20 protein-coding genes are annotated in these 23,513 nt (G+C 56.9%); 13 read left to right on the forward strand and 7 right to left on the reverse strand.

Annotated elements, in window-relative coordinates; all coding sequences use genetic code 11:
- Together AAZT04_RS16960 and AAZT04_RS16965 are read right to left on the reverse strand one after the other, a co-directional pair.
- Positions 1-345 carry a type II toxin-antitoxin system RelE/ParE family toxin gene (locus AAZT04_RS16960; RefSeq protein WP_174574707.1) on the reverse strand — a complete coding sequence of 115 codons (345 nt, stop codon included), beginning with the start codon at positions 343-345 and terminating at the stop codon, positions 1-3.
- A 139-nt stretch (positions 346-484) separates the two neighbouring features.
- Entirely contained in the window at positions 485-1,495 is a 1,011-nt protein-coding gene (locus tag AAZT04_RS16965; RefSeq protein WP_020828409.1) for a LacI family DNA-binding transcriptional regulator, read from the reverse strand.
- A gap of 151 nt (positions 1,496-1,646) precedes the next feature.
- Between AAZT04_RS16965 and AAZT04_RS16970 the strand changes: the two genes are divergently transcribed.
- Positions 1,647-2,102: a GNAT family N-acetyltransferase gene (locus AAZT04_RS16970; RefSeq protein ID WP_020828408.1), complete on the forward strand. Its 456-nt coding sequence runs from the start codon at positions 1,647-1,649 to the stop codon at positions 2,100-2,102.
- Here AAZT04_RS16970 and galR read toward each other — a convergent pair.
- Complete coding sequence (gene galR / locus AAZT04_RS16975) at positions 2,099-3,118, reverse strand: HTH-type transcriptional regulator GalR (protein ID WP_020828407.1); 1,020 nt, start codon at positions 3,116-3,118, stop codon at positions 2,099-2,101. The two genes, AAZT04_RS16970 and galR, sit on opposite strands and share 4 nt — an antisense overlap.
- A 219-nt stretch (positions 3,119-3,337) precedes the next feature.
- Between galR and AAZT04_RS16980 the strand changes: the two genes are divergently transcribed.
- The 3 genes from AAZT04_RS16980 (at position 3,338) to lplT (ending at position 9,513) form a co-directional block, all read left to right on the forward strand.
- Positions 3,338-5,596 carry a molybdopterin guanine dinucleotide-containing S/N-oxide reductase gene (locus tag AAZT04_RS16980; RefSeq protein WP_197821552.1) on the forward strand — a complete coding sequence of 753 codons (2,259 nt, stop codon included), beginning with the start codon at positions 3,338-3,340 and terminating at the stop codon, positions 5,594-5,596.
- 567 nt (positions 5,597-6,163) lie between these two features.
- Positions 6,164-8,317 (forward strand): bifunctional acyl-ACP--phospholipid O-acyltransferase/long-chain-fatty-acid--ACP ligase, encoded by a 2,154-nt coding sequence (aas, locus tag AAZT04_RS16985; RefSeq protein WP_434681034.1) that lies wholly within the window; start codon positions 6,164-6,166, stop codon positions 8,315-8,317.
- Positions 8,317-9,513, forward strand: a complete 1,197-nt coding sequence (gene lplT / locus AAZT04_RS16990) for a lysophospholipid transporter LplT (RefSeq protein ID WP_115058129.1) — start codon at positions 8,317-8,319, stop codon at positions 9,511-9,513. Before aas ends, lplT begins: the two co-directional genes overlap by 1 nt.
- Before the next feature lie 34 nt (positions 9,514-9,547).
- Here lplT and AAZT04_RS16995 read toward each other — a convergent pair whose 3' ends face one another.
- The 4 genes from AAZT04_RS16995 to mutH all read right to left on the reverse strand — a co-directional run bounded on the left by AAZT04_RS16995 (position 9,548) and on the right by mutH (position 12,659).
- On the reverse strand, positions 9,548-10,588 hold the full coding sequence (locus AAZT04_RS16995) for an NADP(H)-dependent aldo-keto reductase (protein ID WP_020828403.1): 1,041 nt from the start codon (positions 10,586-10,588) through the stop codon (positions 9,548-9,550).
- Between the two features lie 180 nt (positions 10,589-10,768).
- On the reverse strand, positions 10,769-10,987 hold the full coding sequence (locus AAZT04_RS17000) for a YgdI/YgdR family lipoprotein (protein WP_020828402.1): 219 nt from the start codon (positions 10,985-10,987) through the stop codon (positions 10,769-10,771).
- 173 nt (positions 10,988-11,160) lie between these two features.
- On the reverse strand, positions 11,161-11,877 hold the full coding sequence (locus tag AAZT04_RS17005) for a TerC family protein (protein WP_020828401.1): 717 nt from the start codon (positions 11,875-11,877) through the stop codon (positions 11,161-11,163).
- 95 nt (positions 11,878-11,972) lie between these two features.
- Positions 11,973-12,659, reverse strand: a complete 687-nt coding sequence (mutH, locus tag AAZT04_RS17010; RefSeq protein WP_122080098.1) for a DNA mismatch repair endonuclease MutH — start codon at positions 12,657-12,659, stop codon at positions 11,973-11,975.
- Between the two features lie 696 nt (positions 12,660-13,355).
- Between mutH and rppH the strand changes: the two genes are divergently transcribed.
- From rppH to recC, 9 genes are all read left to right on the forward strand, one after another.
- Positions 13,356-13,883, forward strand: a complete 528-nt coding sequence (rppH, locus tag AAZT04_RS17015) for an RNA pyrophosphohydrolase (RefSeq protein WP_012146527.1) — start codon at positions 13,356-13,358, stop codon at positions 13,881-13,883.
- Between the two features lie 12 nt (positions 13,884-13,895).
- The gene (gene ptsP, locus AAZT04_RS17020; RefSeq protein WP_020828399.1) at positions 13,896-16,142 is read left to right on the forward strand and encodes a phosphoenolpyruvate--protein phosphotransferase; all 2,247 of its coding nucleotides are present in this window, start codon (positions 13,896-13,898) and stop codon (positions 16,140-16,142) included.
- A 190-nt stretch (positions 16,143-16,332) separates the two neighbouring features.
- Positions 16,333-17,205, forward strand: coding sequence for a prolipoprotein diacylglyceryl transferase (lgt, locus tag AAZT04_RS17025; RefSeq protein WP_020828398.1), 873 nt, complete (start codon positions 16,333-16,335; stop codon positions 17,203-17,205).
- A 7-nt stretch (positions 17,206-17,212) separates the two neighbouring features.
- Positions 17,213-18,007 carry a thymidylate synthase gene (thyA, locus tag AAZT04_RS17030; protein WP_020828397.1) on the forward strand — a complete coding sequence of 265 codons (795 nt, stop codon included), beginning with the start codon at positions 17,213-17,215 and terminating at the stop codon, positions 18,005-18,007.
- A gap of 188 nt (positions 18,008-18,195) precedes the next feature.
- Positions 18,196-18,702, forward strand: a complete 507-nt coding sequence (locus tag AAZT04_RS17035; protein ID WP_048760820.1) for a prepilin peptidase-dependent protein — start codon at positions 18,196-18,198, stop codon at positions 18,700-18,702.
- Entirely contained in the window at positions 18,690-19,268 is a 579-nt protein-coding gene (locus AAZT04_RS17040) for a prepilin peptidase-dependent protein (RefSeq protein ID WP_048760803.1), read from the forward strand. The genes AAZT04_RS17035 and AAZT04_RS17040 overlap by 13 nt, the downstream gene beginning before the upstream one ends.
- A complete protein-coding gene (locus tag AAZT04_RS17045; RefSeq protein ID WP_434681040.1) occupies positions 19,265-19,711 on the forward strand; it encodes a YgdB family protein in 447 nt (148 codons plus the stop codon). Before AAZT04_RS17040 ends, AAZT04_RS17045 begins: the two co-directional genes overlap by 4 nt.
- On the forward strand, positions 19,701-20,075 hold the full coding sequence (locus tag AAZT04_RS17050; protein ID WP_048760808.1) for a prepilin-type N-terminal cleavage/methylation domain-containing protein: 375 nt from the start codon (positions 19,701-19,703) through the stop codon (positions 20,073-20,075). Before AAZT04_RS17045 ends, AAZT04_RS17050 begins: the two co-directional genes overlap by 11 nt.
- 33 nt (positions 20,076-20,108) lie before the next feature.
- A complete protein-coding gene (gene recC, locus AAZT04_RS17055; protein WP_434681042.1) occupies positions 20,109-23,480 on the forward strand; it encodes an exodeoxyribonuclease V subunit gamma in 3,372 nt (1,123 codons plus the stop codon).
- Positions 23,481-23,513 lie beyond the last annotated feature (33 nt).

Here is a 23,513-nt window from a genome sequence, read left to right on the forward strand (position 1 = left end):
TTACCTCTGGGTTGCCAAGTAATGTGAAAACTCTCTGATGGCGATCGGCAACATTTGTTGATAGAAGCGTTTATTACCGGTTTTATCGCCACCGCAAAGCAGGACCGCTTGTCGTTGCGGATCGAAGGCGAAGAAAATCCGAAACGGCCGACCGCGATGCTGAATACGTAACTCTTTCAGATGCTGTATTTGGTTTTTGTGATTCAGCGTGTCGGCATGAGGACGCGCCAACAAGGGGCCGAATTCCTGCAGTTTGAATATTCCTACCAGCACGCTTTTTTGTTGATCGCTGTTTAATGATAAAAACCAGTTGTCGAATCGTTCGACGGTCACGATCTGCCACATGTCAAACTCCAAATATAGCCTTTGAGCTATATAGCGTAAAGGTTATTGTCTTGACAATATGCGGATTGGTGGCAGGGAAGGGAAATTGGCGTTGAAGAAATACGGCGCTGTACGCAATCTGCGACAGCGCCCGGAGGGATCAGTCGGCGTAAGGCCCGGGGAGCACCGATTCACGCAGCCGTAGTTCGCCGGTGAACGGGGTGAGTGGCTGTGTGTCTTCCCCATTGATCAGGCGAAAAGCTTGGCTGATGGCGGCTTCGATCATCACGTCGATCGGCAGATACACGGTAGATAGTGCAGGTTGCAAATAGGCGGCGCTGGGCTCGTCGTCAAAGCCGAACAGTGAGACATCCTGCGGCAGGCGTTTGCCCGCATCGTGCAGCGCCTTCATCGCGCCGACCGCCATGTCGTCGTTGCAGGCGAACAGCGCGCTGAAATCGATATGCTCGGCCAGCAAACGCCGGGTGCCCTGATATCCGCTTTGCACGCTGCTGTCACCATAGGCCACGCGGGCTTCGTTGAAGGCAATATGGTGCTGCTCTAACGCTTGTTGATAACCTGCCAGCCGCGCCTGTGCTGTTGGCGTGGCGATGGGGCCGGTAATGCAGGCGATCTCGCGATGCCCCTGCCGAATCAGATAATCCACCGCATGGAAGGCCGCCTTTTGCTGTTCGAAGAACACGCAGCGTGCGCGCGCCTGCGGCAGATCCCGATTGATCACCATGATCGGCACCGGCAGGCTGTCCAGCAGCTTCATCAGCGCAGTTTCTGACATGAAACGGGTATACAGGATGATGGCGTCACAGCGGCGATCCGCCAGCAGCTGTACCGCCTGCAGTTCATCTTCCGGCGTGTCGTGGCCGTCGGTCACAATCAGGTGTTTGCCACTGGCCTCGATCAGCTTGGCTGCGCGACGAAGCAGGCGCCCGAAGTAGGGGCCGTCGAAATTGGACACTACCAGCCCAATGCTGTTGGAGCTTTTGTTTGCCAGCGATTGGGCGAGGAAGTTCGGGCGGTAACCCAAATCGTCCATGGCCTTGAACACCGCATCGCGGGTGCTCTTTTTCACCTGGCCGGTGCCATTTAACACGCGTGAAACCGTGGCTTTGGATACCCCCGCGCGAATGGAAACATCCAACATGGTGATCATCAGTGGCTTACCCCTTTCAACATCCGCTGTGGTAAATATCGCTCAGTCTAGCATAGGCTTACCCCTTGGCTGCGTGGGATTTTTCCGCCGGGATTGTGTTGTGGCGCAACGTCCGTAGACTGATGCCAGACAATGGGAAAAGAGAGAAGAGATGACTGAGATTAAGCTTCTGGCGGATTATCCACAGCATCGCGGTCAGGTGATTGATTGGCTGTGGCAGGCGTTTGGCAGCGAAAACAGCCGGGCATTTTTCGCCAGCGTGGTGGACAGCGGGCTGTGCGGAGCCGATTTGCCCATTACTTTTATCGCCCTGCAGGACGATAAAGTGGTTGGCACCGTCGGCTTATGGCGCTGCGACTTGATCAGCCGGCAGGATCTGACGCCCTGGCTGGCGGCGCTGTATGTCGACGAAAGCCAGCGCGGCAGCGGTCTGGGGCTGCGGTTGCAGCAGCATGTGCAAGACTACGCCCGACGCACCGGCTTCAGTGAGCTTTATCTCTACAGTGACTTTAGCGGCTATTATGAGCGCCATGGCTGGCGCTACATCGGCGATGCGCTGGATTACCCCGATCGCCCGGTGCGGCTGTATCACCGGGAGTTGATCTAGTTCTGCTCGTAAACGTTATTGATGCTGGCCACCGAATGGCGGCGCACCAGCGTCGGGCTGAACATGTTGGTGATCTCCGGCAGCGGCTGATTGTTGGCCAGTGCCAGCGCCAGTTCGGCCGCCTGGGTTGCCATGGCCACCACCGGATAGCGAATAGTGGTCAGACGTGGCCGCAGGTAGCGTGAAATCAGCACGTCATCGAAACCAATCAGCGACATCTGCCCCGGCACATCCACGCTGTTGTCGCTCAGTACCGAAAGGGCACCGGCGGCCATTGAGTCGTTGTAGCAGGTGACCGCGGTGAAGTTTTTACCGCGCCCGAGCAGCTCGGTCATCGCCTGTTCGCCGCCAATCTCGTCTGGCTCGCCGTAGGCAATCAGTTTTTCATCTACCGCAATGCCGTGCTCCTGCAATGCATCGAGATAGCCCTGCAGACGGTCCGCCGCATCGGAAATTTGGTGGGTGGAGCAGATGATGGCAATACGCTGGTGCCCCTGTTGGATCAGGTGGCGGGTCGCCAGCCAGGCACCGTAGCGATCGTCGAGCGCCACGCAGCGCGATTCAAAGCCCGGCAGCGTGCGGTTAATCAGTACCATGCCCGGGATCTGCTGCATCCACCCGCTTAACTCACGGTCGGTCAACTTTTTGGCATGTACCACCAATGCGGCACAACGGTGGCGTACCAGCTGTTCAATCGCCTGACGCTCTTTTTCTGCCTCGTGGTAACCGTTGCCAATCAGCAGGAAATTGTGGGTGGCGTAGGCCACCTGTTCCACGGCCTTGACCATGGCACCAAAGAAAGGATCGGAGACGTCGGAAACGATCAGCCCGAGCGTTTCGGTCGATTGCTGCGCCAGCGCGCGGGCATTGGCGTTTGGGTGATACTGCAGTTGTTCCATCGCGGCCAATACGGCGGTGCGAGAGCCTTCGCTGGCCTTGGGAGAATTGTTTATTACGCGGGATACCGTGGCCACGGAAACACCCGCCAGCCTGGCAACATCCTTTATGGTAGCCATATCTGTCATACATCCTGGGTAATCGCTTACATCCCTCAGTCTTGCGGAAAAAGCCCGGGGCTGCAAGCGCTGGCGATCGTAACTTGTGGCGGCTGTTGCAGATATGGGCAATTTACCCCGAGCTTAGACCTGTGCCGCTCAGTGATAGAGCCATTTGTGCTTTGGCGCGGCGCATCGGCTAATGCTATTTTTGGGCATCCATTCTTGGCTGAGAACACCATGTCGATTAAACGCTATCCGCAACTCGCTCACTGGGGCGCCTATACCGCCGTGGTTGAAGACGGCAGGCTTATCCGTTGTGAGCCGTTTGCCGACGATCCGGATCCTTCCCCAATGCTCGACTCCATCGCGCCGATGGCTTATTCCGACAAGCGCATCCGCAAGCCGTCCGTGCGCCGTTCCTGGCTGCAAAAGCGTGAAGGCAGCGACCGTACGCTACGTGGCCGCGAGGATTTTGTCGAAGTGGATTGGGATCTGGCGCTCGATCTGGTGGCGGAAGAAAACCGGCGCGTGCGCGATCGCTACGGCCCCTCCGGCTTGTTTACCGGTTCCTATGGCTGGTCATCTGCCGGGCGCCTGCACCACGCTCGTTCGCTGGTGCGCCGTTTTTATTTTGCTGGCGGCGGCGGTGTCGATCAGTTGGGCAACTACAGCTGGGGAGCGGCCCAGTTTTTCCTGCCGTATGTGATCGGCACTTTCACCCCATTGACCGGCCGTGTCACCAGCTGGCCCAGCGTGGTTGAGCACTGCGAGCTGTTTGTGGCCTTCGGCGGCCTGGCGTTGAAAAATGCCCAGGTCTCTTCCGGCGGTGCGGCGGAGCACTCGCTCAAACCCTGGCTGCAAAAGCTGGTGAAAAAAGGCACTCCGGTGATCAACATCAGCCCGATGCGTGATGACTGCCCGGAATTTGTGAATGCCGAATGGATCCCAATTCGCCCGAATACCGACGTGGCGCTGATGCTGGCACTGGCGTATGAAATCCAGCGTCGTGGCGCTCAGGACGAAGCTTTCCTCTATAGCCACTGCACCGGCTATAGCCAGTTGGCGGATTATCTGCGCGGCACCGACGACGGCGTGGCAAAAACGCCCGAATGGGCCAGTGCCATCACCGGCATTCCGGCGGCGCGTATCGGTTTGCTGGCGCAGCAACTGATCGGCGTGCGCAGTTTTATCACCTGCTCCTATTCGGTTCAGCGCGCCCATCGCGGTGAACAACCCTACTGGATGATGATTGCCCTGTCGGCGATGCTCGGCCAGGTGGGGCTGCCGGGGGGCGGTTTCTCCTTTGGTCACGGCTCGATGAACGGGGTCGGCAACCCGCGGGTGGATACGCCGGGACCCATGATGCCGGTCGGCGCCAACCCTTGCGGGCTGGCCATCCCGGTGGCGCGTATCTGCGACATGCTGTTGCAACCCGGCGGCTCCTATCAGTTCCGTGGCGAGACGCACCAGTATCCGGATATTCATTTGGTGCACTGGGCCGGCGGCAACCCGTTCCATCATCACCAGCAGCTAAACCGGCTGGTGGAAGGCTGGCAGAAACCGGATACGGTGATAGTGCAGGATATCTGGTGGACGCCGGCGGCCAAGATGGCGGACATCGTGCTGCCGGTTACCACCTCGCTGGAACGTAACGATATCGGCGGTTCGTCGCGCGATCGCTACGTATTGGCGATGCATCAGGCCATTGCGCCACAGCATCAGGCACGTAACGACTTTGATATTTTTGCCGATCTGGCGGAGCGGCTCGGTTACCGTGAGCAGTTCACCGAAAACCGCGACGAGCGGGCCTGGATCGAATCTATCTATCAACAATGCGGCCAGGCGCAGGCGGGGACCGGCGTAGAATGGCCCGAGTTTGAGGATTTCTGGCGCAAAGGCTACGTCGAGCTGCCGGCACCGGCGAAAGAATTCGTGTTCTTCGACGATTTTCGTGCCGATCCGCAGGCCAATCCGCTGCAAACGCCGAGCGGCAAGATTGAGTTGTTCAGCGAGAAAATCGCCGGTTATCGCTATGCCGATTTTGCCCCGCATCCGCAGTGGCAGCCGCCAGTCGAGTGGCTGGGGGCACCGGAAGCCAAAGAGTGGCCATTGCACCTGATATCCATCCAACCGAGCGATCGCCTGCACAGCCAGATGGATCCGGCGCCGTTGGCGCAGGGCAATAAAACGGCCGGGCGCGAAACGCTGTATATGCACCCGGAAGATGCAGCCAGGCGCGGCATTGTCGAGGGGGCGGAGGTACAGGTCAGCAACGCGCGTGGCAATTGCCTGGCAGGCGTTGCGATCACCGACGGCGTCACCCAGGGCGTAGTGCTGATGGCAACCGGCGCCTGGTTTGACCCAGGTTTTGGTGCCGAGCGCCTGCAGGTGGAACAATCCGGCAACCCGAACGTGTTAACGCTGGATATCGGTACCTCGCCATTGACTCAAGGGCCGAACGCCATGAGCTGCCTGGTAGAAGTGAGCGTACGATAAACATCCAGCCCCACGGCAAGGCGAGCTCGCTATGGCTTGAAAGGCCGTGGGGATACACCGCTGGTTACACTTTGCGCCCTAATGTTTCGATTGGCCGCTGGCTGATTTTCGGCTCAACGGGGTAAATTAAACGTCCCAGAGGTATTGATTGGTGAGTTTCAGCAACTTGTTTGTTGAGCCCATATTAATTTGCACCAACCTACGCAGATGCGTAGGTTTTTTTTTGCCCGATCCCCCTCCGTCCCGCCTGCGTAAAATCTGATTTTGTATTTTTATTCCGCAGGACTATTTACATTTCATTGAGTTATTTCAGTACATCGCGGGAAATTTACAGCTGGTTGCATTTAGAGCAAAACTCTTGCGATTGATCGGTAGTTTCTTAATCGCCACCTCTCTAGAGTAGGTGATCCCAGAGGTATTGATTGGTGAGAAATCAGCATACTCTGTATGTTGAAGCCATTTTCAATTGCACCAACCTACGCGGATGCGTAGGTTTTTTTTTGCCTGCCATATAGTATTCTTTTCCCTACAACCATTTACGCTCATCTTGGGCAAAGGGAGAAGGGCATGATCTTTTCAATGCTGCGGGTGCTATTCCGCCTGCTGTACCGGGTACGCGTTGAGGGCGACGCCCGACATTTCGATCAGAAAAAGCTGCTGATTACGCCCAATCACATCTCCTTCCTCGACGGTATTCTGTTGGCGCTGTTTTTGCCGATCAAACCGGTGTTTGCCGTCTACGCCAGCATTGGCGATCGCTGGTTTATGCGCTGGTTGCGGCCTTATATCGATTTCGTTTCTCTCGATCCCACCAAGCCGATGGCCATCAAACAGTTGGTGCGCATGGTCGAGCAAGGGCGGCCCATCGTGGTGTTCCCCGAAGGGCGCATTACCGTGACCGGCTCACTGATGAAAATTTATGATGGTGCCGCGTTTATTGCCGCCAAATCGGGGGCGACCGTGGTGCCGATACGGCTTGATGGCGCCGAATTCAGCCCTTTTGGGCGTATGGCCGGGGTATTCAAGATCCGTTGGTTCCCGCAGATCAGCATCCGTATTTTACCGCCGACGTCATTGCCGATGCCGGTCGCGCCACGCGCCCGAGAACGTCGCATGCTGGCCGGCGATCGTTTGCACCAGATCATGATGAAGGCGCGTATGGACACGCGCGAGCCACAGACCCTGTTCCGCGCTTTGTTGGCAGCGCAGTATCGCTATGGTCGGAGCAAGCCGTGCATTGAAGATATCAACTTCAAGGAAGACAGCTACCAGACACTGATTAAAAAAGCGCTGGGCGTCAGCCGTATCCTGCAGCGCTTTACCGCCGAGGGCGAACATGTCGGCATGCTATTGCCGAATGCCACCATTACCGCCGCGGCGATTTTTGGCGCCTCGCTGCGCAACCGTATCCCGGCGATGCTCAACTACACCGCGGGTACCAACGGCCTGAAAAGCGCCATGCTCGCCGCCAGTCTTAAAACCATCGTTACCTCGCGCCAGTTCCTGGAAAAAGGCAAGCTGACACATTTGCCGCAGCAGGTGCCGGAGGCCAACTGGGTGTATCTGGAGGATCTGAAAGATACCGTGACCCTGGCGGACAAGCTGTGGATCCTGCGTCATCTGTTCCAACCCGCGCGCGCCATGCTGCCGCAGCAGCCTGACGATGCGGCACTGATCTTGTTCACCTCGGGTTCGGAGGGCAATCCGAAGGGCGTGGTGCACTCCCACGCCAGCCTGCTGGCCAACGTTGAGCAGATCCGTACCATTGCCGACTTCACTCCGCGCGACCGTTTTATGTCGTCGCTGCCGCTGTTTCACTCGTTTGGTTTGACGGTCGGGCTGCTGACCCCGTTGATGACCGGCAGCCGCATCTTCCTCTACCCCAGTCCGCTGCATTACCGCGTGGTGCCGGAGCTGGTGTATGACCGTAACTGCACCGTGCTGTTCGGCACGGCCACTTTCCTCAATAACTATGCGCGTTTTGCTCATCCGTATGACTTTGCCCGGTTGCGCTATGTGGTAGCCGGTGCGGAAAAGCTGGCGGACAGCACCAAACAGATTTATCAGGACAAATACGGTATTCGCATCCTGGAAGGCTATGGCGTGACCGAGTGTGCGCCGGTGGTGTCAATCAACGTGCCGCTGGCGGCCAAGGTGGGTACCGTCGGGCGCATCATGCCGAATATGGAAGCGCGTTTAATGAAGGTGCCGGGTATTGAGAACGGTGGACGCCTGCAACTGCGTGGGCCGAATATCATGAAAGGCTATCTGCGGGTGGAGCATCCGGGCGAGCTGGAGCCGCCAGCGGCAGAGGATGAACAGGGCAACCTGCAGCCGGGCTGGTACGATACCGGCGATATCGTCACGCTGGACGAACAGGGCTACTGTGTGATCCGCGGTCGGGTGAAGCGCTTTGCCAAACTGGCGGGCGAAATGGTCTCGCTGGAAAGCGTGGAGCTGCTGGCACAGCGCGTATCGCCGGAAGGGCTGCACGCCGCCACGGTGAAAAGTGACAGCAGTAAGGGCGAGGCACTGGTGCTGTTCACTACCGATGCAAGCGTAACCCGCGAAGCCTTGCTGCGGGCAGCGCGTGAATTGGGCAGCCCTGAACTGGCGGTACCGCGTGATATTCGCCTGTTGAAAACGCTGCCGGTGCTGGGCAGTGGCAAACCGGATTTTGTGACCCTGCGTAAAATGGCTGAACAGCCGGAGACTGTCTGATGAACCCGTCGTCGAACACTGATTCACCCTTGCTTTCGCGCAGCATGATTGCCGTCATTTGCGCACAGTTTCTCTCTGCGTTCGGTGACAATGCGTTGCTGTTCGCCACGCTGGCGCTGATCAAACAACAGCTTTATCCCGACTGGAGCCAGCCGATTCTGCAGATGGCGTTTGTCGCCACCTATATCATTCTCGCGCCTTTTGTCGGCCAGATTGCCGACAGCTTTGCGAAAGGGCGGGTGATGATGGTGGCCAACGGCCTGAAGCTGGCCGGCGCATTGGTGATCTGTTTCGGGTTGGATCCGTTCCTCGGTTATAGCCTGGTAGGCGTGGGTGCCGCAGCTTATTCACCGGCCAAATATGGGATTTTGGGTGAGATCACCAGCGGTGAGAAACTGGTCAAGGCCAACGGCCTGATGGAGGCCTCCACTATCGCGGCGATCCTGTTGGGCTCGGTGGCCGGCGGCATCCTGGCAGACTGGCACGTGGTCGCGGCACTGGCGGTATGTGCGCTGGTTTATGCAGCGGCGGTGATCGCCAACCTGTATATTCCGCGCTTGCCTGCGGCACATCCGGCGACGTCATGGACGCCACGCGCCATGACTCGCGCTTTCTTCAACGCCTGTGTGGTGCTGTGGCGCGATGGGCAAACCCGTTTCTCATTGATTGGTACCAGCCTGTTTTGGGGCGCAGGGGTCACGCTGCGCTTTCTGTTGGTGCTGTGGGTGCCGGTGGCGCTGGGTATCGCCGATAACGCCACGCCGACGTTGCTGAATGCTATGGTGGCGGTGGGGATTGTGGTTGGCGCCGGTGCCGCGGCTCGCTTCGTTACGCTCGAGACCGTGAAACGCTGTATGCCGGCCGGGATCTTGATTGGCGTAGCGGTGGCGATATTCGCGCTGCAAACTACCCTGCTTAGCGCCTATGCGGTACTGCTGATTATCGGCGTCTTGGGCGGCTTCTTTGTGGTGCCGTTGAATGCGTTGTTGCAAGAACGAGGCAAAAAATCGGTGGGGGCAGGCAACGCGATCGCGGTGCAAAACCTTGGCGAGAACACCGCCATGCTGTTGATGCTCGGGCTCTATTCGCTGGCGGTGAAAGTCAGCGTGCCGGTGGTCGGCGTGGGGATCGGTTTCGGTGTAGTTTTCGCGCTGGCGATCGGCGCACTGTGGTTGTCGCAACGACGGGCAAAATAATCAAAAGGGGCGCGGTTTAGGCGCCCCTGATTATTTAGGGGGCAGGAATGGTAAAGCGGGTGTGGATCTCTTCCAGCCCCTGAAGCACGTCTTCATTCAACACCAGGTCGAAACTGTCGATGTTGGTTTTCAGCTGTTCCAACGTGGTGGCGCCCAGCAGGGTACTGGCAACGAAGGGTTGCTGGCGAACAAAGGCCAGGGCCATCTGCGAAGGATCCAGTCCGTGTTTTTTGGCTAATGCGACGTATTCGGCAATCGCCAACTGCGTTTGCGGGGCCGAATAACGATTAAAGCGGCTAAACAGCGTATTTCGCGCACCGGCCGGTTTGGCGCCGTTCAAATACTTGCCGCTCAGGGTGCCGAACGCTAGGCTGGAATAGGCTAACAGTTCGACGCCTTCGTGCTGGCTGATCTCCGCCAGAGCAATCTCAAAACTGCGGTTCAACAGGCTGTAGGGGTTCTGAATTGAGACGATGCGCGGCAGCTCATGCTTTTCAGCCAACTGCAGGTAACGCATCACGCCCCAAGGCGTTTCGTTAGACACCCCGATATAACGAATTTTACCGGCACGCACCTGCTCGGTCAGCGCTTCCAGCGTTTCCAGTAGGGTGACGGTAGCCTTTTCGTCAGTGTACTGGTAGTTGAGCTTACCGAAGAAGTTGGTCGCGCGCTGCGGCCAGTGCAGCTGGTAGAGATCGAGATAATCGGTGTTGAGGCGTTTCAGGCTGGCGTCCAGCGCGGCACGGATGTTTTTGCGATCCAGCGCCTGCTGCGGTCGGATACTGCTGTCAGTCCCGCGCACCGGCCCGGCGATTTTGCTGGCCAGCACCAGTTTCTCACGGTTGCCGCGAGCCTTGATCCAACTGCCGATGTACTGTTCGGTCAGCCCTTGGGTTTCAGGGCGGGGCGGTACCGGGTACATCTCTGCGGTATCGATCAGGTTGATGCCAGCGGCTAATGCATAGTCGAGTTGCGCGTGGGCATCGGCTTCACTGTTCTGTTCGCCAAAGGTCATGGTGCCCAGTCCCAGCACGCTCACTTCTAAAGAACTGTGGGGAATACGGTGGTATTGCATTAACGGCCTTCCTTTCGTGTTAGCGCTTACGGGCTATACACCCGATAAAACAGGAGCCAAACAATCTGCAAGGCGGTGATCTCGCCTTTGCCGACTATAACCAAGCCGAGAAGATGGGGGAAGTGGATTCAGTGCGGGGAGGGCTATCGCGCAACGCGGGGGCGATAGCCGATCGGGAAACTAGCGTTCGATGACCTGTGAAACCTGATCGCCGTTGATCTGGCGATGGTTGCCTTTTTCGTCTTTATAGCTGATGAGGCCGGTATCTTGGTCAATCTCTGGCTTGCCCTGAGTCAGGATCATATTGCCGTCTTTGGTCGCCATCACGTAATCGCTGGAGCATCCCGCCAACCCGGCGGCCATCACCAACGCAGACACTGCCATTACCCACTTTTTCATCCTGCGGATCCTCAGTTATGTATGCAAAAAGAAGCTTCTTTCTAGATTAGCAAACTATAGATGCATCGTGTTTCGGATAAGTCCTTATCTCTGTAAGAGAAAGTGACATTGAAACTGTGCGGGGGATACAAAAATATTAACGGGAGCGGCTTACGCTCGCTCCCGTTGGGGGATTACTCAGAGGCGGGTTTTTTCTTGCTGCGCATCAGATTGAGCGCTTCTACCGACATCGAGAAGAACATCGCAAAGTAGATGTAGCCTTTAGGTACATGCACCTGGAAGCTTTCCAGCATCAGGGTGAAGCCCACCAGGATCAAGAATGCCAGCGCCAGCATTTTCACCGAAGGGTGACGGTTAACGAACTCGCCAATCGGCCGGGCGGCAAACATCATAACGCCCACGGCAATCACTACTGCTGCCATCATGATAAACAGATGATCGGACAGGCCTACCGCGGTGATCACTGAATCCAGGCTGAAAATGATATCCAGCAGCATGATCTGCACGATGGCACCGAAGAAGCCGTGCACTTTAGTGTGGTGCTCTTCGTCCGACCCTTCGATGGTTTCATGGATCTCTTTACTGGCTTTCCAAATCAGGAACAGCCCGCCCAGCAGCAGGATCAGATCGCGAGCCGAAACGCTGTGATCCATGATGGTAAACAGCGGATGGGTCAGACGGATCACCCAGGCGATAGAGGCCAACAGCCCCAGACGCATTAACATTGCGCCGGCCAGCCCGATGCGACGCGCCTTGTTCTGCTGGGCTTTCGGCAGTTTAGACACCACCAGGGAAAGGAAAATAATGTTATCAATACCCAGAATGATCTCAAGAATGGTCAGCGTACCTAACGCTAACCAGGCATTGGGATCCATAATCCATTCGAACATTGCCTAGCCACACCTTAATAAAAAGCAAAGGCTGAATTATACGCGTTTATTGATACGGCGACACTGTTAGCTAAACACAGCCTAAACAAAAGCGATCAGATTAAGAAATGTCTTGCCAGCAGCGCGGCGGTGAAACTTTTTTTCAAATAGAAACCGCGCGGTAATGTGAGGATCGGCTGACCTTGTTCGCCGATGGCTTCGGTCAGGGCTTTACTGTTGGCCGCCTTGGGGCGTAGTTGCAGCACTTCACCGTGTCGTGCGGTGATCCGTTCTACGTGGCCAAGCACGATCAAATCCATCAGCTCTTCCCAGTCGCGGCGCAGCATCTCTTCTTCTTCTTCGTTCGGGCTCCACAACAGTGGTGAACCTATGCGCCGCTGTGCCAGCGGAATCTGCCGCTCGCCTTCCACCGGGATCCACAGCACCCGCGCCAGCTTATGGCGTACGTGGCTGCTGGCCCAGGTGACGCCGCTGTTGCCGGTCAAGGGCGCTACGCAGACGAAAGTGGTTTCCAGCGGCTTGCCGGCGGCGTCTATCGGGATGGTTTTCAGCTCGATGCCCAACTCGGGAAAATCCTGTTCCGGCTTGCTGCCGGCCATGGCGCCAAGATACTGCTCCAGCAGCATGCCAACCCATCCTTTATCCCGCTTCAGATCTTTGGGAATAGGCAACTGCGCACGTGCCGCCAGTTCTCCCAACTGACAGCCGGCAAGCTGCTGCGCCCGTTCAAACAGTTGCTGTTCATTTTCTGGAGGAGGGGGCAGAGGAGATAAAAACGCCATAATGCGAACCTGCTAGATTTGGTTGAAAAACGTACTGTATTTGTACACAGCGAACCTTGGTGGGCAAGGTCTGGGGAAAAGAATAATAGTAGCATGATTTTCCATGACTTTTTTCCCGCTACATGACGGGGGAAAAATTCAGGGCGACGCTTGTGCACCTGAAGCCACCGACAATAAACAGGATCTTACACCTATTTATCCACAGATTTATGGGATAACCCAAATTTTTACCGATCACTGGTTCGATTTACAGCCTTGACTCAGGGGTTTTTTTACGAAATTGTCCGTTTTGTGCGTAACTCATACGGATAATCTGTGGATAAAAACGACGTTGGTGGATCTTTCGCCAGGGTAAGATCCTAAACGGATATAGATCACATTTTTACTCTGTATAGGGTTGTTGATAAATAAATAACTTTATGTTTTTAATGATGTATTTTTGTTTTTGTTTTTATGGTGATTTTGAGTTCACCAGAGTTTTACCGGCTTATCCCTTGAGTTCTTCACACACCTATCCACAGAAAAAGTGAATAAAACCGCGTGTAAACGGCTTCACATGTTTATAACTTTGCCATTATCTGTGAGTTATCCCAATGTTATCCGGTCTGCACCGCCGCAAAGCAGTGGTTTACCGCCTGTAGCTTGTGTGAAACAATCAGGGTATCTATGCGAATTTAAGCTTATCGAGGTAGTCCGGTGATCGATGATGATGGCTACCGCCCGAATGTTGGTATCGTAATCTGTAATCGTCAGGGGCAAGTCCTGTGGGCTCGCCGTTACGGTCAACACTCCTGGCAGTTTCCCCAAGGGGGGATCAACCCCGGTGAAACCGCAGAACAGGCAATGTACCGTGAGCTGTTCGAAGAAGTGGGGCTGAGCAAAAAGGATGTGCGTATCCTGGCCTCAACCCGCAACTGGTTGCGCTATAAATTGCCAAAACGTTTGGTGCGTTGGGACACAAAGCCGGTTTGTATCGGCCAAAAGCAGAAATGGTTTCTTTTGCAGTTAATGTGCAATGACGCTGATATCAATATGCAACGCAGCAGCACGCCGGAGTTTGACGGCTGGCGCTGGGTGAGCTTTTGGTATCCGGTGCGCCAGGTGGTGTCGTTCAAACGCGACGTTTACCGCCGGGTGATGAAAGAATTCGCCGTCACCGTGATGCCGATGCAGGAGCAGGCAGCGCAGCGGCAGACCCCCGCTTATCGCCGGAAGAGAGGTTAAGTTAAGCCGACTATGCTCACGCGCTTGCGAGAAATTGTTGAGAAGGTGGCCGCGGCGGCCAGCCTGACAGATGCGCTGGATCTTTTGGTCAATGAAACCTGTCTGGCAATGGATACGGAAGTCTGTTCCATCTATCTGGCAGACAATGACCGCCGCTGTTATTACCTGATGGCGACACGCGGGTTAAAAAAACCGCGTGGGCGCACTATCGCACTGGCCTTTGATGAAGGCATCGTCGGCCTGGTTGGGCGCCGTGCCGAGCCGATTAACCTGGCGGATGCGCAGAGCCACCCCAGCTTCAAATATATTCCCCAGGTGAAGGAGGATCGGTTCCGATCCTTCCTCGGCGTGCCGATCATTCATCGCCGCCAACTGCTGGGCGTATTGGTGGTTCAGCAGCGTGAGCTGCGCCAGTTCGACGAAAGCGAAGAGTCTTTTATGGTGACGCTGGCCACGCAAATGGCCGGTATCCTATCCCAATCGCAGCTTAACGCTCTTTTTGGCCAGTATCGCCAGACGCGCATTCGTGCGCTGGCGGCATCGCCAGGCGTGGCGGTGGCTGAAGGTTGGCAGGACAGCAGCCAGCCGTCACTCGATCAGGTTTACAAGGCCTCAACGCTCGATACCGCCAGCGAACGTGAACGCCTGACCCAGGCGCTGGAAGAAGCCGGGGCGGAATTCCGCCGTTTCAGCAAGCGCTTTGCCGCCAGCTCGCAAAAAGAGAGCGCGGCGATTTTCGATCTTTACTCTCACCTGCTGAACGACGCCCGCCTCAAGCGCGAACTCTTCGCCGAGATCGATGCCGGCTCCGTAGCGGAATGGGCGGTGAAACAGGTGATCGAAGTCTTTGCCGCCCAGTTCGCCAGCCTGCAAGACACCTACATGCGCGAGCGCGCCAGCGATCTGCGCGCGCTCGGTCAGCGCCTTTTATTCCACCTCGACGATACCACTCAGGGCGCAACCCAGTGGCCGGCGCGTTTTGTGCTGGTGGCCGATGAACTGACCGCTACCCTGTTGGCAGAAATGCCACAGGACAGGCTGGTCGGCGTGGTGGTCCGCGACGGTGCCGCCAACTCACACGCGGCTATTTTGGTGCGTGCGATGGGGGTGCCGACGGTGATGGGGGCGGATATCCAGCCTGCATTGCTCAGCCAGCGCCTGCTGATTGTCGATGGCTATCGCGGCGAGCTGCTGGTTGATCCGGAGCCGGTGCTGGTGCAGGAATACCAGCGTCTGATCAGCGAAGAGCTGGAATTAAGCCGATTGGCGGAAGACGATGTCGAACAGCCGGCTCAGCTCAAAAGCGGCGAGCGAGTGCAGGTGATGCTCAACGCCGGTCTTAGCCCGGAACACGAGCAATTGCTGGGAGGGCGCGTCGATGGCGTCGGCCTCTACCGTACCGAAATTCCATTTATGCTGCAGAGTGGCTTCCCTTCCGAAGAGGAACAGGTCGCCCAATATCAGGGTATGTTGCAGCTCTATCCGAACAAGCCGGTGACGCTGCGCACGCTGGATATCGGCGCCGATAAGCAGCTGCCTTATATGCCTATCAGCGAAGAAAACCCCTGTCTGGGTTGGCGCGGTATCCGCATCACCCTGGATCAGCCGGAAATCTTCCTGATCCAGGTGCGCGCCATGCTGCGTGCCAATGCCGGTACCGGCAATCTGGGCATTTTGCTGCCGATGATCACCAGTCTGGAAGAGATCGACGAGGCCCGACGCCTGATCGATCGCGCTGGGCGGGAAGTGGAAGAAGTGTTGGGGTATGAAATTCCCAAACCCAAACTTGGCGTAATGCTTGAAGTGCCGTCGATGATCTTCCTGATCCCGCATCTGGCCGGGCGGGTGGAGTTTATTTCGGTCGGTACCAACGACCTGACCCAATATCTGTTGGCGGTTGATCGCAACAATACCCGAGTGGCTTCGCTGTACGACAGCCTGCATCCTTCCATGCTGCAGGTGCTCAAGATGATTGTCGTTCAGGCCCAGGCCGTCGGGCTGCCGGTGGGGTTGTGCGGTGAACTGGCCGGCGATCCCATGGGGGCCTTGCTGCTGGTGGGCATGGGCTACCGCAACCTGAGCATGAACGGACGTAGCGTGGCGCGGATCAAATATCTGCTGCGGCATATTGAGCTCTCCGATGCCGAAGTGCTGGCGCAGCGGGTACTCAGTGCCCAAATGACCACCGAAGTGCGCCATCAGGTGGCGGCGTTTATGGAGCGGCGTGGCATGGGCGGGTTAATCCGCGGCGGCAAGTAACGCCGCAGGCTGACTGATTTTTTTACAGAACTTTTCCCAGCAGTCCAGTCCGGAGACGCTTAAGCTTATGCTATTATCCGCCTCCTCACTGTGTTGAAAGCAACGGAAAAAGTGCTCCTGCTGCGTTTCACCGCGTTTGGCACCTGCCGCCCCCGGATGGGGAAGAATAATAGACATGTTGTGGTGATAGATGACCAATAGCTATCTGGCGTTTCCTAAATTTGATCCGGTGATTTTCTCTATCGGCCCGGTCTCTCTGCATTGGTACGGTCTGATGTACCTGGTTGGCTTCGTTTTTGCCATGTGGTTGGCGGTGCGCCGTGCCAACAAACCGGGCAGCGGCTGGACCAAGGATGAAGTAGAGAACCTGCTGTATGCCGGTTTCCTCGGCGTGTTCGTCGGTGGCCGCGTTGGCTATGTGTTGTTCTACAACCTGCCGCTGTTCCTGGATAACCCGCTCTATCTGTTCAAAGTCTGGGATGGCGGTATGTCGTTCCACGGCGGCCTGATGGGGGTTATTCTGGTGATGTTCTGGTTCGCTCGTCGTACCAAACGCACCTTCTTCCAGGTTTCTGATTTTATTGCCCCGCTGATCCCCTTCGGCCTGGGTGCCGGTCGCTTGGGCAACTTTATCAATGGCGAACTCTGGGGCCGTGTTACCACCGATACCCCATGGGCGATGCTGTTCCCAAGTTCACGCGCGGAAGACGTAGCGCTTGCCGCCGCCGATCCGCAACTGCTGCCGATCCTGAATCAATACGGCGTGCTGCCGCGCCACCCGTCCCAGCTGTATGAACTGCTGCTGGAAGGCGTGGTGCTGTTTATCATTCTGAACCTGTTTATTCGCAAACCGCGGCCGATGGGCGCCGTTTCCGGCCTGTTCCTGATTGGTTATGGCGTATTCCGCATTATCGTCGAAGCTTTCCGTCAGCCGGATGCCCAGCTCGGCCTGTTCGACGGCGTAATCAGCATGGGGCAGATCCTGTCCGTTCCTATGGTGGTGGCCGGTATTATTATGATGATTTGGGCGTATCGTCGTCGCCCGCAGCAACAACTGTCGTGAGGAACAAATGAAACAGTATCTGGATTTGATGAACAAAGTGCTCGCCGAGGGCACCCCTAAAGCCGACCGTACCGGCACTGGCACGCTGTCGATTTTCGGCCACCAGATGCGTTTCAATTTGCAGGAAGGCTTCCCGTTGGTTACCACCAAAAAATGTCACCTGCGTTCGATCATCCATGAACTGTTGTGGTTCCTGAACGGCGACACCAACGTGGCTTACCTGAAGGAAAACAAAGTCAGCATCTGGGACGAGTGGGCCGACGAGAACGGCGACCTTGGCCCGGTGTACGGTAAACAGTGGCGTGCCTGGGGAGCCGCAGACGGCCGTCAGATCGACCAGTTGACCACGGTGCTGAACCAGCTGAAACAGGATCCGGATTCACGCCGCATCATAGTCTCGGCCTGGAACGTGGGTGAATTGGACCAGATGGCGCTGGCGCCATGCCATGCGTTCTTCCAGTTCTACGTGGCGGACGGAAAATTATCCTGTCAGCTGTACCAGCGCTCGTGCGATGTGTTCCTCGGCCTGCCGTTCAACATTGCCAGCTACGCGCTGTTGGTGCATATGATGGCGCAGCAATGCGATCTGGAAGTGGGTGATTTCGTCTGGACTGGCGGCGATACCCACCTGTACAGCAACCATATGGAACAAACCCAGCTGCAGCTGACCCGTGAACCGCGTGCCTTGCCAACGCTTTTGATCAAACGCAAACCGGCATCGCTGTTCGATTACCGTTTCGAAGATTTTGAAATCGAAGGGTACGATCCGCATCCCCCAATCAAAGCACCGGTTGCTATCTGATTTTCTCCGCATAAGTTACCCCCAAGGGCGCACAGGTTGCGCCCTTATTTTTTTCTGCCGCCCCTCTCTGCGCACTGCATCGCATTTTGTTGTGCTTGTTCACCAGTTGCATAGAAAGCCTGCGCGGTGCGCTTCAAGGCCAAAAAGCCCCCCTTTACCCTGTTGCGGGCCTGATTACACTGGCCGCCATGAACGACGAGATGAATTTTAACCCCGATGGCCAGCGCGGCATGACGCTGATAGAACTGCTGGTGGTGATTACCCTGGCGGGTCTGCTCACGGGCTGGGGTGTCAGCCACTGGCGTCATTATCAGCAGGCTTTGCGGTTGGAACACACTGCACAACAACTGCTGGCTTTTCTCAACCGGTTGCAGGCTGATGCCAACTGGCACAACCGCACGGCGCTGCTGGGGATTAAACCCGGAACGACCTGGTGTATCGGTGAAGGTCAAACGCCTGCGAATTGCGCTGCACTCGACGATGACATCTTCAAGCCGCATTACCCTGATGTGCGGCTGACAGACCATACCCAAAAAGAGATGGGGTTTTATGGCCTGCGCAATAATGCGCAGGCGGGGCATATTGTGCTTAGCAACGGTGCAGGCAGCCTGAGGTTGGTGCTTTCTGCCAAGGGGCGACTGCGACTGTGCAGCGAAGGGGTGAGCATCAGGGGGGTTGCACTATGTCAGCCTTAGAGCGGGGTTTTACGCTGCCGGAGGTGATGTTGGCGCTGACGTTCGGCAGCCTGATTGCGCTTGCTGCCGCCAAAACCTATCCGGTTTTACGTCAACACAGCGTCGATGTCGGCAGGCACTACCGGCTGGAGTCGGTACTGCGGCAATTGGCCTTCGGCATAGAGAAAGATCTGCGCCGTGCGGGGTTTTGCGCCGGTCAGTGCCGTGGGCAACCAATACTGCTTAGCCACCTTCCCGGAGAAGCGGCGGGCAGTTGCGTGATTATCGCCTATGACATCAGTCGTAACGGCCATTGGGAGGCTTTCGGCGCCGATGCCGACTATTTCGGTTATCGCCTGCGCCAGGGGATGTTGGAAGGGCAGCGGGGTATTAATCATTGTCGGGGCGGTGGCTGGGAACGCCTGATCGATAACGACGAAGTGCGTATCGAAGCCTTCAGCGTAAAGACCAACCTGGGTGAAAACGGAAAAACCTGGGCTACGCTGGCGCTGAGCGGCCGTGCGAAAGCGGACGACGGTATACGGCGCAGCCTGGTCTGGGCGGTCAATATGGCTTCTCTGCCATGAACATTAGTGTCGAACGAGGCGGCAGTACCTTGGCGGCCGTAATGATGCTGTTGGTGATGGGGCTGATGCTGTTGAATGCCCAGCACCGGCAATTGGATAGCGCTTTGATATTGGCGACCGACGAGAAGCGCTATTTACGGGCTTACAATCAGGCCGCTTCCGCGCTCAGTTGGGGTGTGGCCCAGACTTGGCCTCGCGGGCAATTGAGCGTCAGTGGCTGGTGGTGCCGGCAAGCCGACGCGCTACGCGCCTGCGCAAAATTATCCTCCCAGGTGGGTATTGTCCTGGTGCGTGGTGAAGCACCGATGAATGGCGCAGAGCCTTTGCGGTTATATCAACGGAGCAAACCTGAGGGCGCAACCGGAGAGATTGCGCTCAGAGCAGAAACCGGGGGGGGGCTGGATTTTTGCCCTGAAAAAAAGCAGGCGGACTGTGAGGATTAACCCAACTGATGCATCTGACGCAACCTTATGGCGCCAGCGGGGCTTCAGCTTGCCGGAGGTCTTGATTGCCGCGTTGCTGTTCGCGGTGTCGCTACTGGGGTTGTTACAGTATCATCAGGTGCTGTTGCAGTCGTTCCAGCGTCAGTGGCAGTATCGACAGGCGTGGTCGTTGGCGCACCAGCATCTGGAAGTGTTCGCCGCTACCGGTCGCATGGATGCCGGGCTGCCGCCACTGGCACCCGGCTGGCGGCGTGAGACCAGCTTGAGCAGCCCACAGCCTGCCTGTCAGCGGTTAGTGGTAAGAATACAAACGCCCCAACAGCAGTGGGCGGAACTCAGTCGTTGGTACTGCATGCGCCAGTGAGCTGGCACATATTTTGTTTTAAGGGAGCGCCCAATGTTTAAGGTTTATCACTCCAATCAGTTGGACGTGTTAAAAACGCTGACCAGCATTTTGATAGCCAGAGAGCCCTTGGCCGATCCTTTCCAACAGGAAGTGGTGTTGGTGCAGAGCCCCGGTATGGCGCAGTGGCTGCAGATGCAACTGGCGGAGGAGTTCGGCATCGCCGCCAACATTGCTTTCCCCCTGCCGGCCACCTTCATCTGGGACATGTTTACCCGGGTGTTACCGGGTATCCCGAAAGAGAGCGCCTTCAGCAAAGACGCCATGACCTGGAAGCTGATGTGGCTGCTGCCCGATTTACTCACCCAGCCTGAATTTGCTCCACTGCAGCATTACCTCACCGACGACGGCGACAAACGTAAAATTCATCAACTGGCCGGTCGGGTGGCTGACCTGTTTGACCAATACCTGGTGTATCGCCCGCAATGGCTGGAAAACTGGCAGAAGGGCGAACGCGTTGACGGACTGGCGGAAGCGCAGCAATGGCAGGCCCCGCTGTGGGCGCGCCTGGTAGAGTACACCGCGGAATTGGGGCAGCCGGAATGGCATCGCGCCAACCTGTATCGCCGTTTTATCAACGAGCTGGAAAAGGCACAGCAGCCCCCGGCGGGATTGCCGCCACGGGTCTTTATCTGCGGCATTTCGGCATTGCCGCCGGTCTATCTGGAGGCCCTCCAGGCGCTGGGCAGGCACATTGACGTTCACCTGATGTTCACTAACCCTTGCCGCTACTACTGGGGAGATATTCAGAGTCAATCATTTCTGGCGAAATTGCAGAGCCGCAAACGACGCCATTATCAGGATCAAACCGAATATGCGTTATTCAAAGATCCTGAAAATGCCGCCGCGCTGTTTAATGAAGCCGGTGAGCAAGACCTGCCGAACCCACTGCTGGCCTCATGGGGCAAGTTGGGACGCGACCACCACTTTTTGCTTTCGCAGATCGAATCTGCGCAGGAAGTTTTCGCATTTGTCGATATCCCTGCGGACAATCTGCTGCATGGCATTCAGTACGATATGCTGGAGCTGAAGAACAGTGCGGTTATCGGCACCACGCCGGAAACGCTGGAAAGCAGCGCCACCAAACGACGACTGGATCCTGCCGATCGCTCCATCAGCCTGCACGCTTGCCACAGCCCGCAGCGTGAAGTTGAGGTGCTGCACGATCAGTTATTGAGCATGTTGGCGGATGACCCTGAGCTGACGCCGCGCGACATTATTGTGATGGTGGCGGACATCGACAATTACACGCCTTATATCCAGGCGGTATTCGGCAATGCCTCCCCGGAACGCTACCTGCCGTTTGCCATTTCTGACCGCAAAGCCAGCCAGGCTCATCCGGCGCTGCAGGCTTTTATCTCGCTGTTGGATCTGCCGCAGAGCCGCTTTACCTCAGAGCAGGTGCTAGCACTACTGGAGGTTCCCGCACTGGCGGCGCGATTCTCCATCCGGGAAGAGGGCCTGCGTCTGTTGCGCCATTGGGTGGGTGAATCCGGCGTACGCTGGGGCCTGGATGACGACAACGTGCGCGAACTGGATTTGCCCGCCACCGGACAGCACACCTGGCAATTTGGCATTACGCGTATGCTGTTGGGTTACGCCATGGACAGCAATGCCGGTGACTGGCAGGGGGTCTTGCCCTACGACGAATCGAGCGGATTGGTCGCCGAGCTGGCTGGGCAGCTAGCTGAGCTGCTGGCGGCGTTGAGCCGCTGGCGGCAACGACTGGGGCAACTGCGTACGCTGCAGGAATGGCAGCCGCTGTGCCGCCAACTGCTGGAGACCTTCTTTGAGCAGGACGGTGAAACCGAAGTGGTGCTGGCGCTGATTGAGCAGCAGTGGAACAAGCTGTTCGAGTTCGGGTTGGCGGCCCGTTATCCCGATGAGGTGCCACTGTCCATCCTGCGTGATGAACTGGCGTCACGCCTCGATCAGGAGCGGATCAGCCAGCGTTTCCTGGCCGGGCAAATCAATTTCTGCACCCTGATGCCGATGCGTTCCATCCCGTTCAACGTGGTTTGCCTGCTGGGTATGAACGACGGCGTTTATCCGCGTACTTTGCCGCCGTTAGGCTTTGATCTGATGGCACAGCAGGTCAAGCGTGGCGATCGTAGCCGCCGTGATGATGACCGCTATCTGTTCCTGGAGGCGATACTGTCGGCGCAGCAACGGCTGTATATCAGCTTTATTGGCCGTTCCATTCAGGATAACAGCGAACGTTACCCTTCGGTGTTGGTGACCGAGCTGCTGGAATACCTTGAACAGAGCTACTGCCTGCCGGGTGATGAGGCGTTGGACGCCGATGGCAGCGCAAAACGCGTGGGTGATCACTTGCTTAACTGGCACTCGCGTATGCCGTTTGCCGCCGAGAATTTCCTGCCCGGTACAGAAGATCAGAGCTACGCCGCGGAATGGCTGCCGGCCGCCGACGGAAAAGGAGCTGCACATCCGGCGTTTAATCAACCTCTGCTGCCGGAAGCACAAACCCAGATTTTGCTGGATGACTTGCTGCGATTCTATCGCCACCCTATCCGCGCCTTCTTCCAACTCCGTCTGGGGGTCAGCTTCATTTTGGAAGAAACCGAACTGCCGGATGAAGAGCCCTTTACCCTGGATAATCTCAGCCGTTATCAGTTCAACAGCCAACTGTTGAATACCCTGATTGACGGTGAGGACGCCACTCGCCTATTTCAGCGAGTTCGTGCCGCCGGCGGATTACCCTTTGGCCCATTCGGTGAAATTTATTGGCAGAAGCAGCAGGAAGAGATGGCTGAACTGGCTGAGCAGGTGCGGGCAGAGCGCAGCGAAGGGCACAGTCTTGAACTGGATATCGACATTGCCGGCGTGCGCATTAGCGGCTGGTTGCATCAGGTTCAGGAAGACGGGCTGTTACGTTGGCGGCCATCCACCCTGTCGGCCGTCGATGGGATATTGCTGTGGCTGGAGCATCTGGTGTACTGCTGCGCCGGTGGCACAGGGGAAAGCCGTATTTACGGTCGCAAAGGGGCAGCCTGGCGTTTTGCCGCCCTGAGCGCAGAGGATGCCCATGAGCAACTGGCCGAATTGGTGGCCGGTTATCAGCGCGGTCTGTGTCAGCCGTTGCTGTTGCTGAACAAAAGCGGCTGGGCTTGGCTAAGCCAATGTTACCAGCCGGAAACGCAGCAGATTGACTGGGATGAAGAGGTGCAAATCAAGGCTAGAGCCAAGCTGCTGCAGACCTGGCAGGGCGATCAGCGCATTCCGGGGGAAGGCGAAGACCCTTATGTGCAGCGGGTATTCCGGCAGTTGGATAATCCTTCTTTAGCGCAAATTCTGGCCGAAACAGAACGTTACCTGCTGCCGGTTGCGCGACATAACCTTGGGTAACAATCCCCCGGTGGTACTGATTGCCGGGAGGTG

The organism is Serratia sp. Je.1.23.a (assembly GCF_051129805.1).
Taxonomy (GTDB): Bacteria; Pseudomonadota; Gammaproteobacteria; order Enterobacterales; family Enterobacteriaceae; genus Serratia; species Serratia liquefaciens.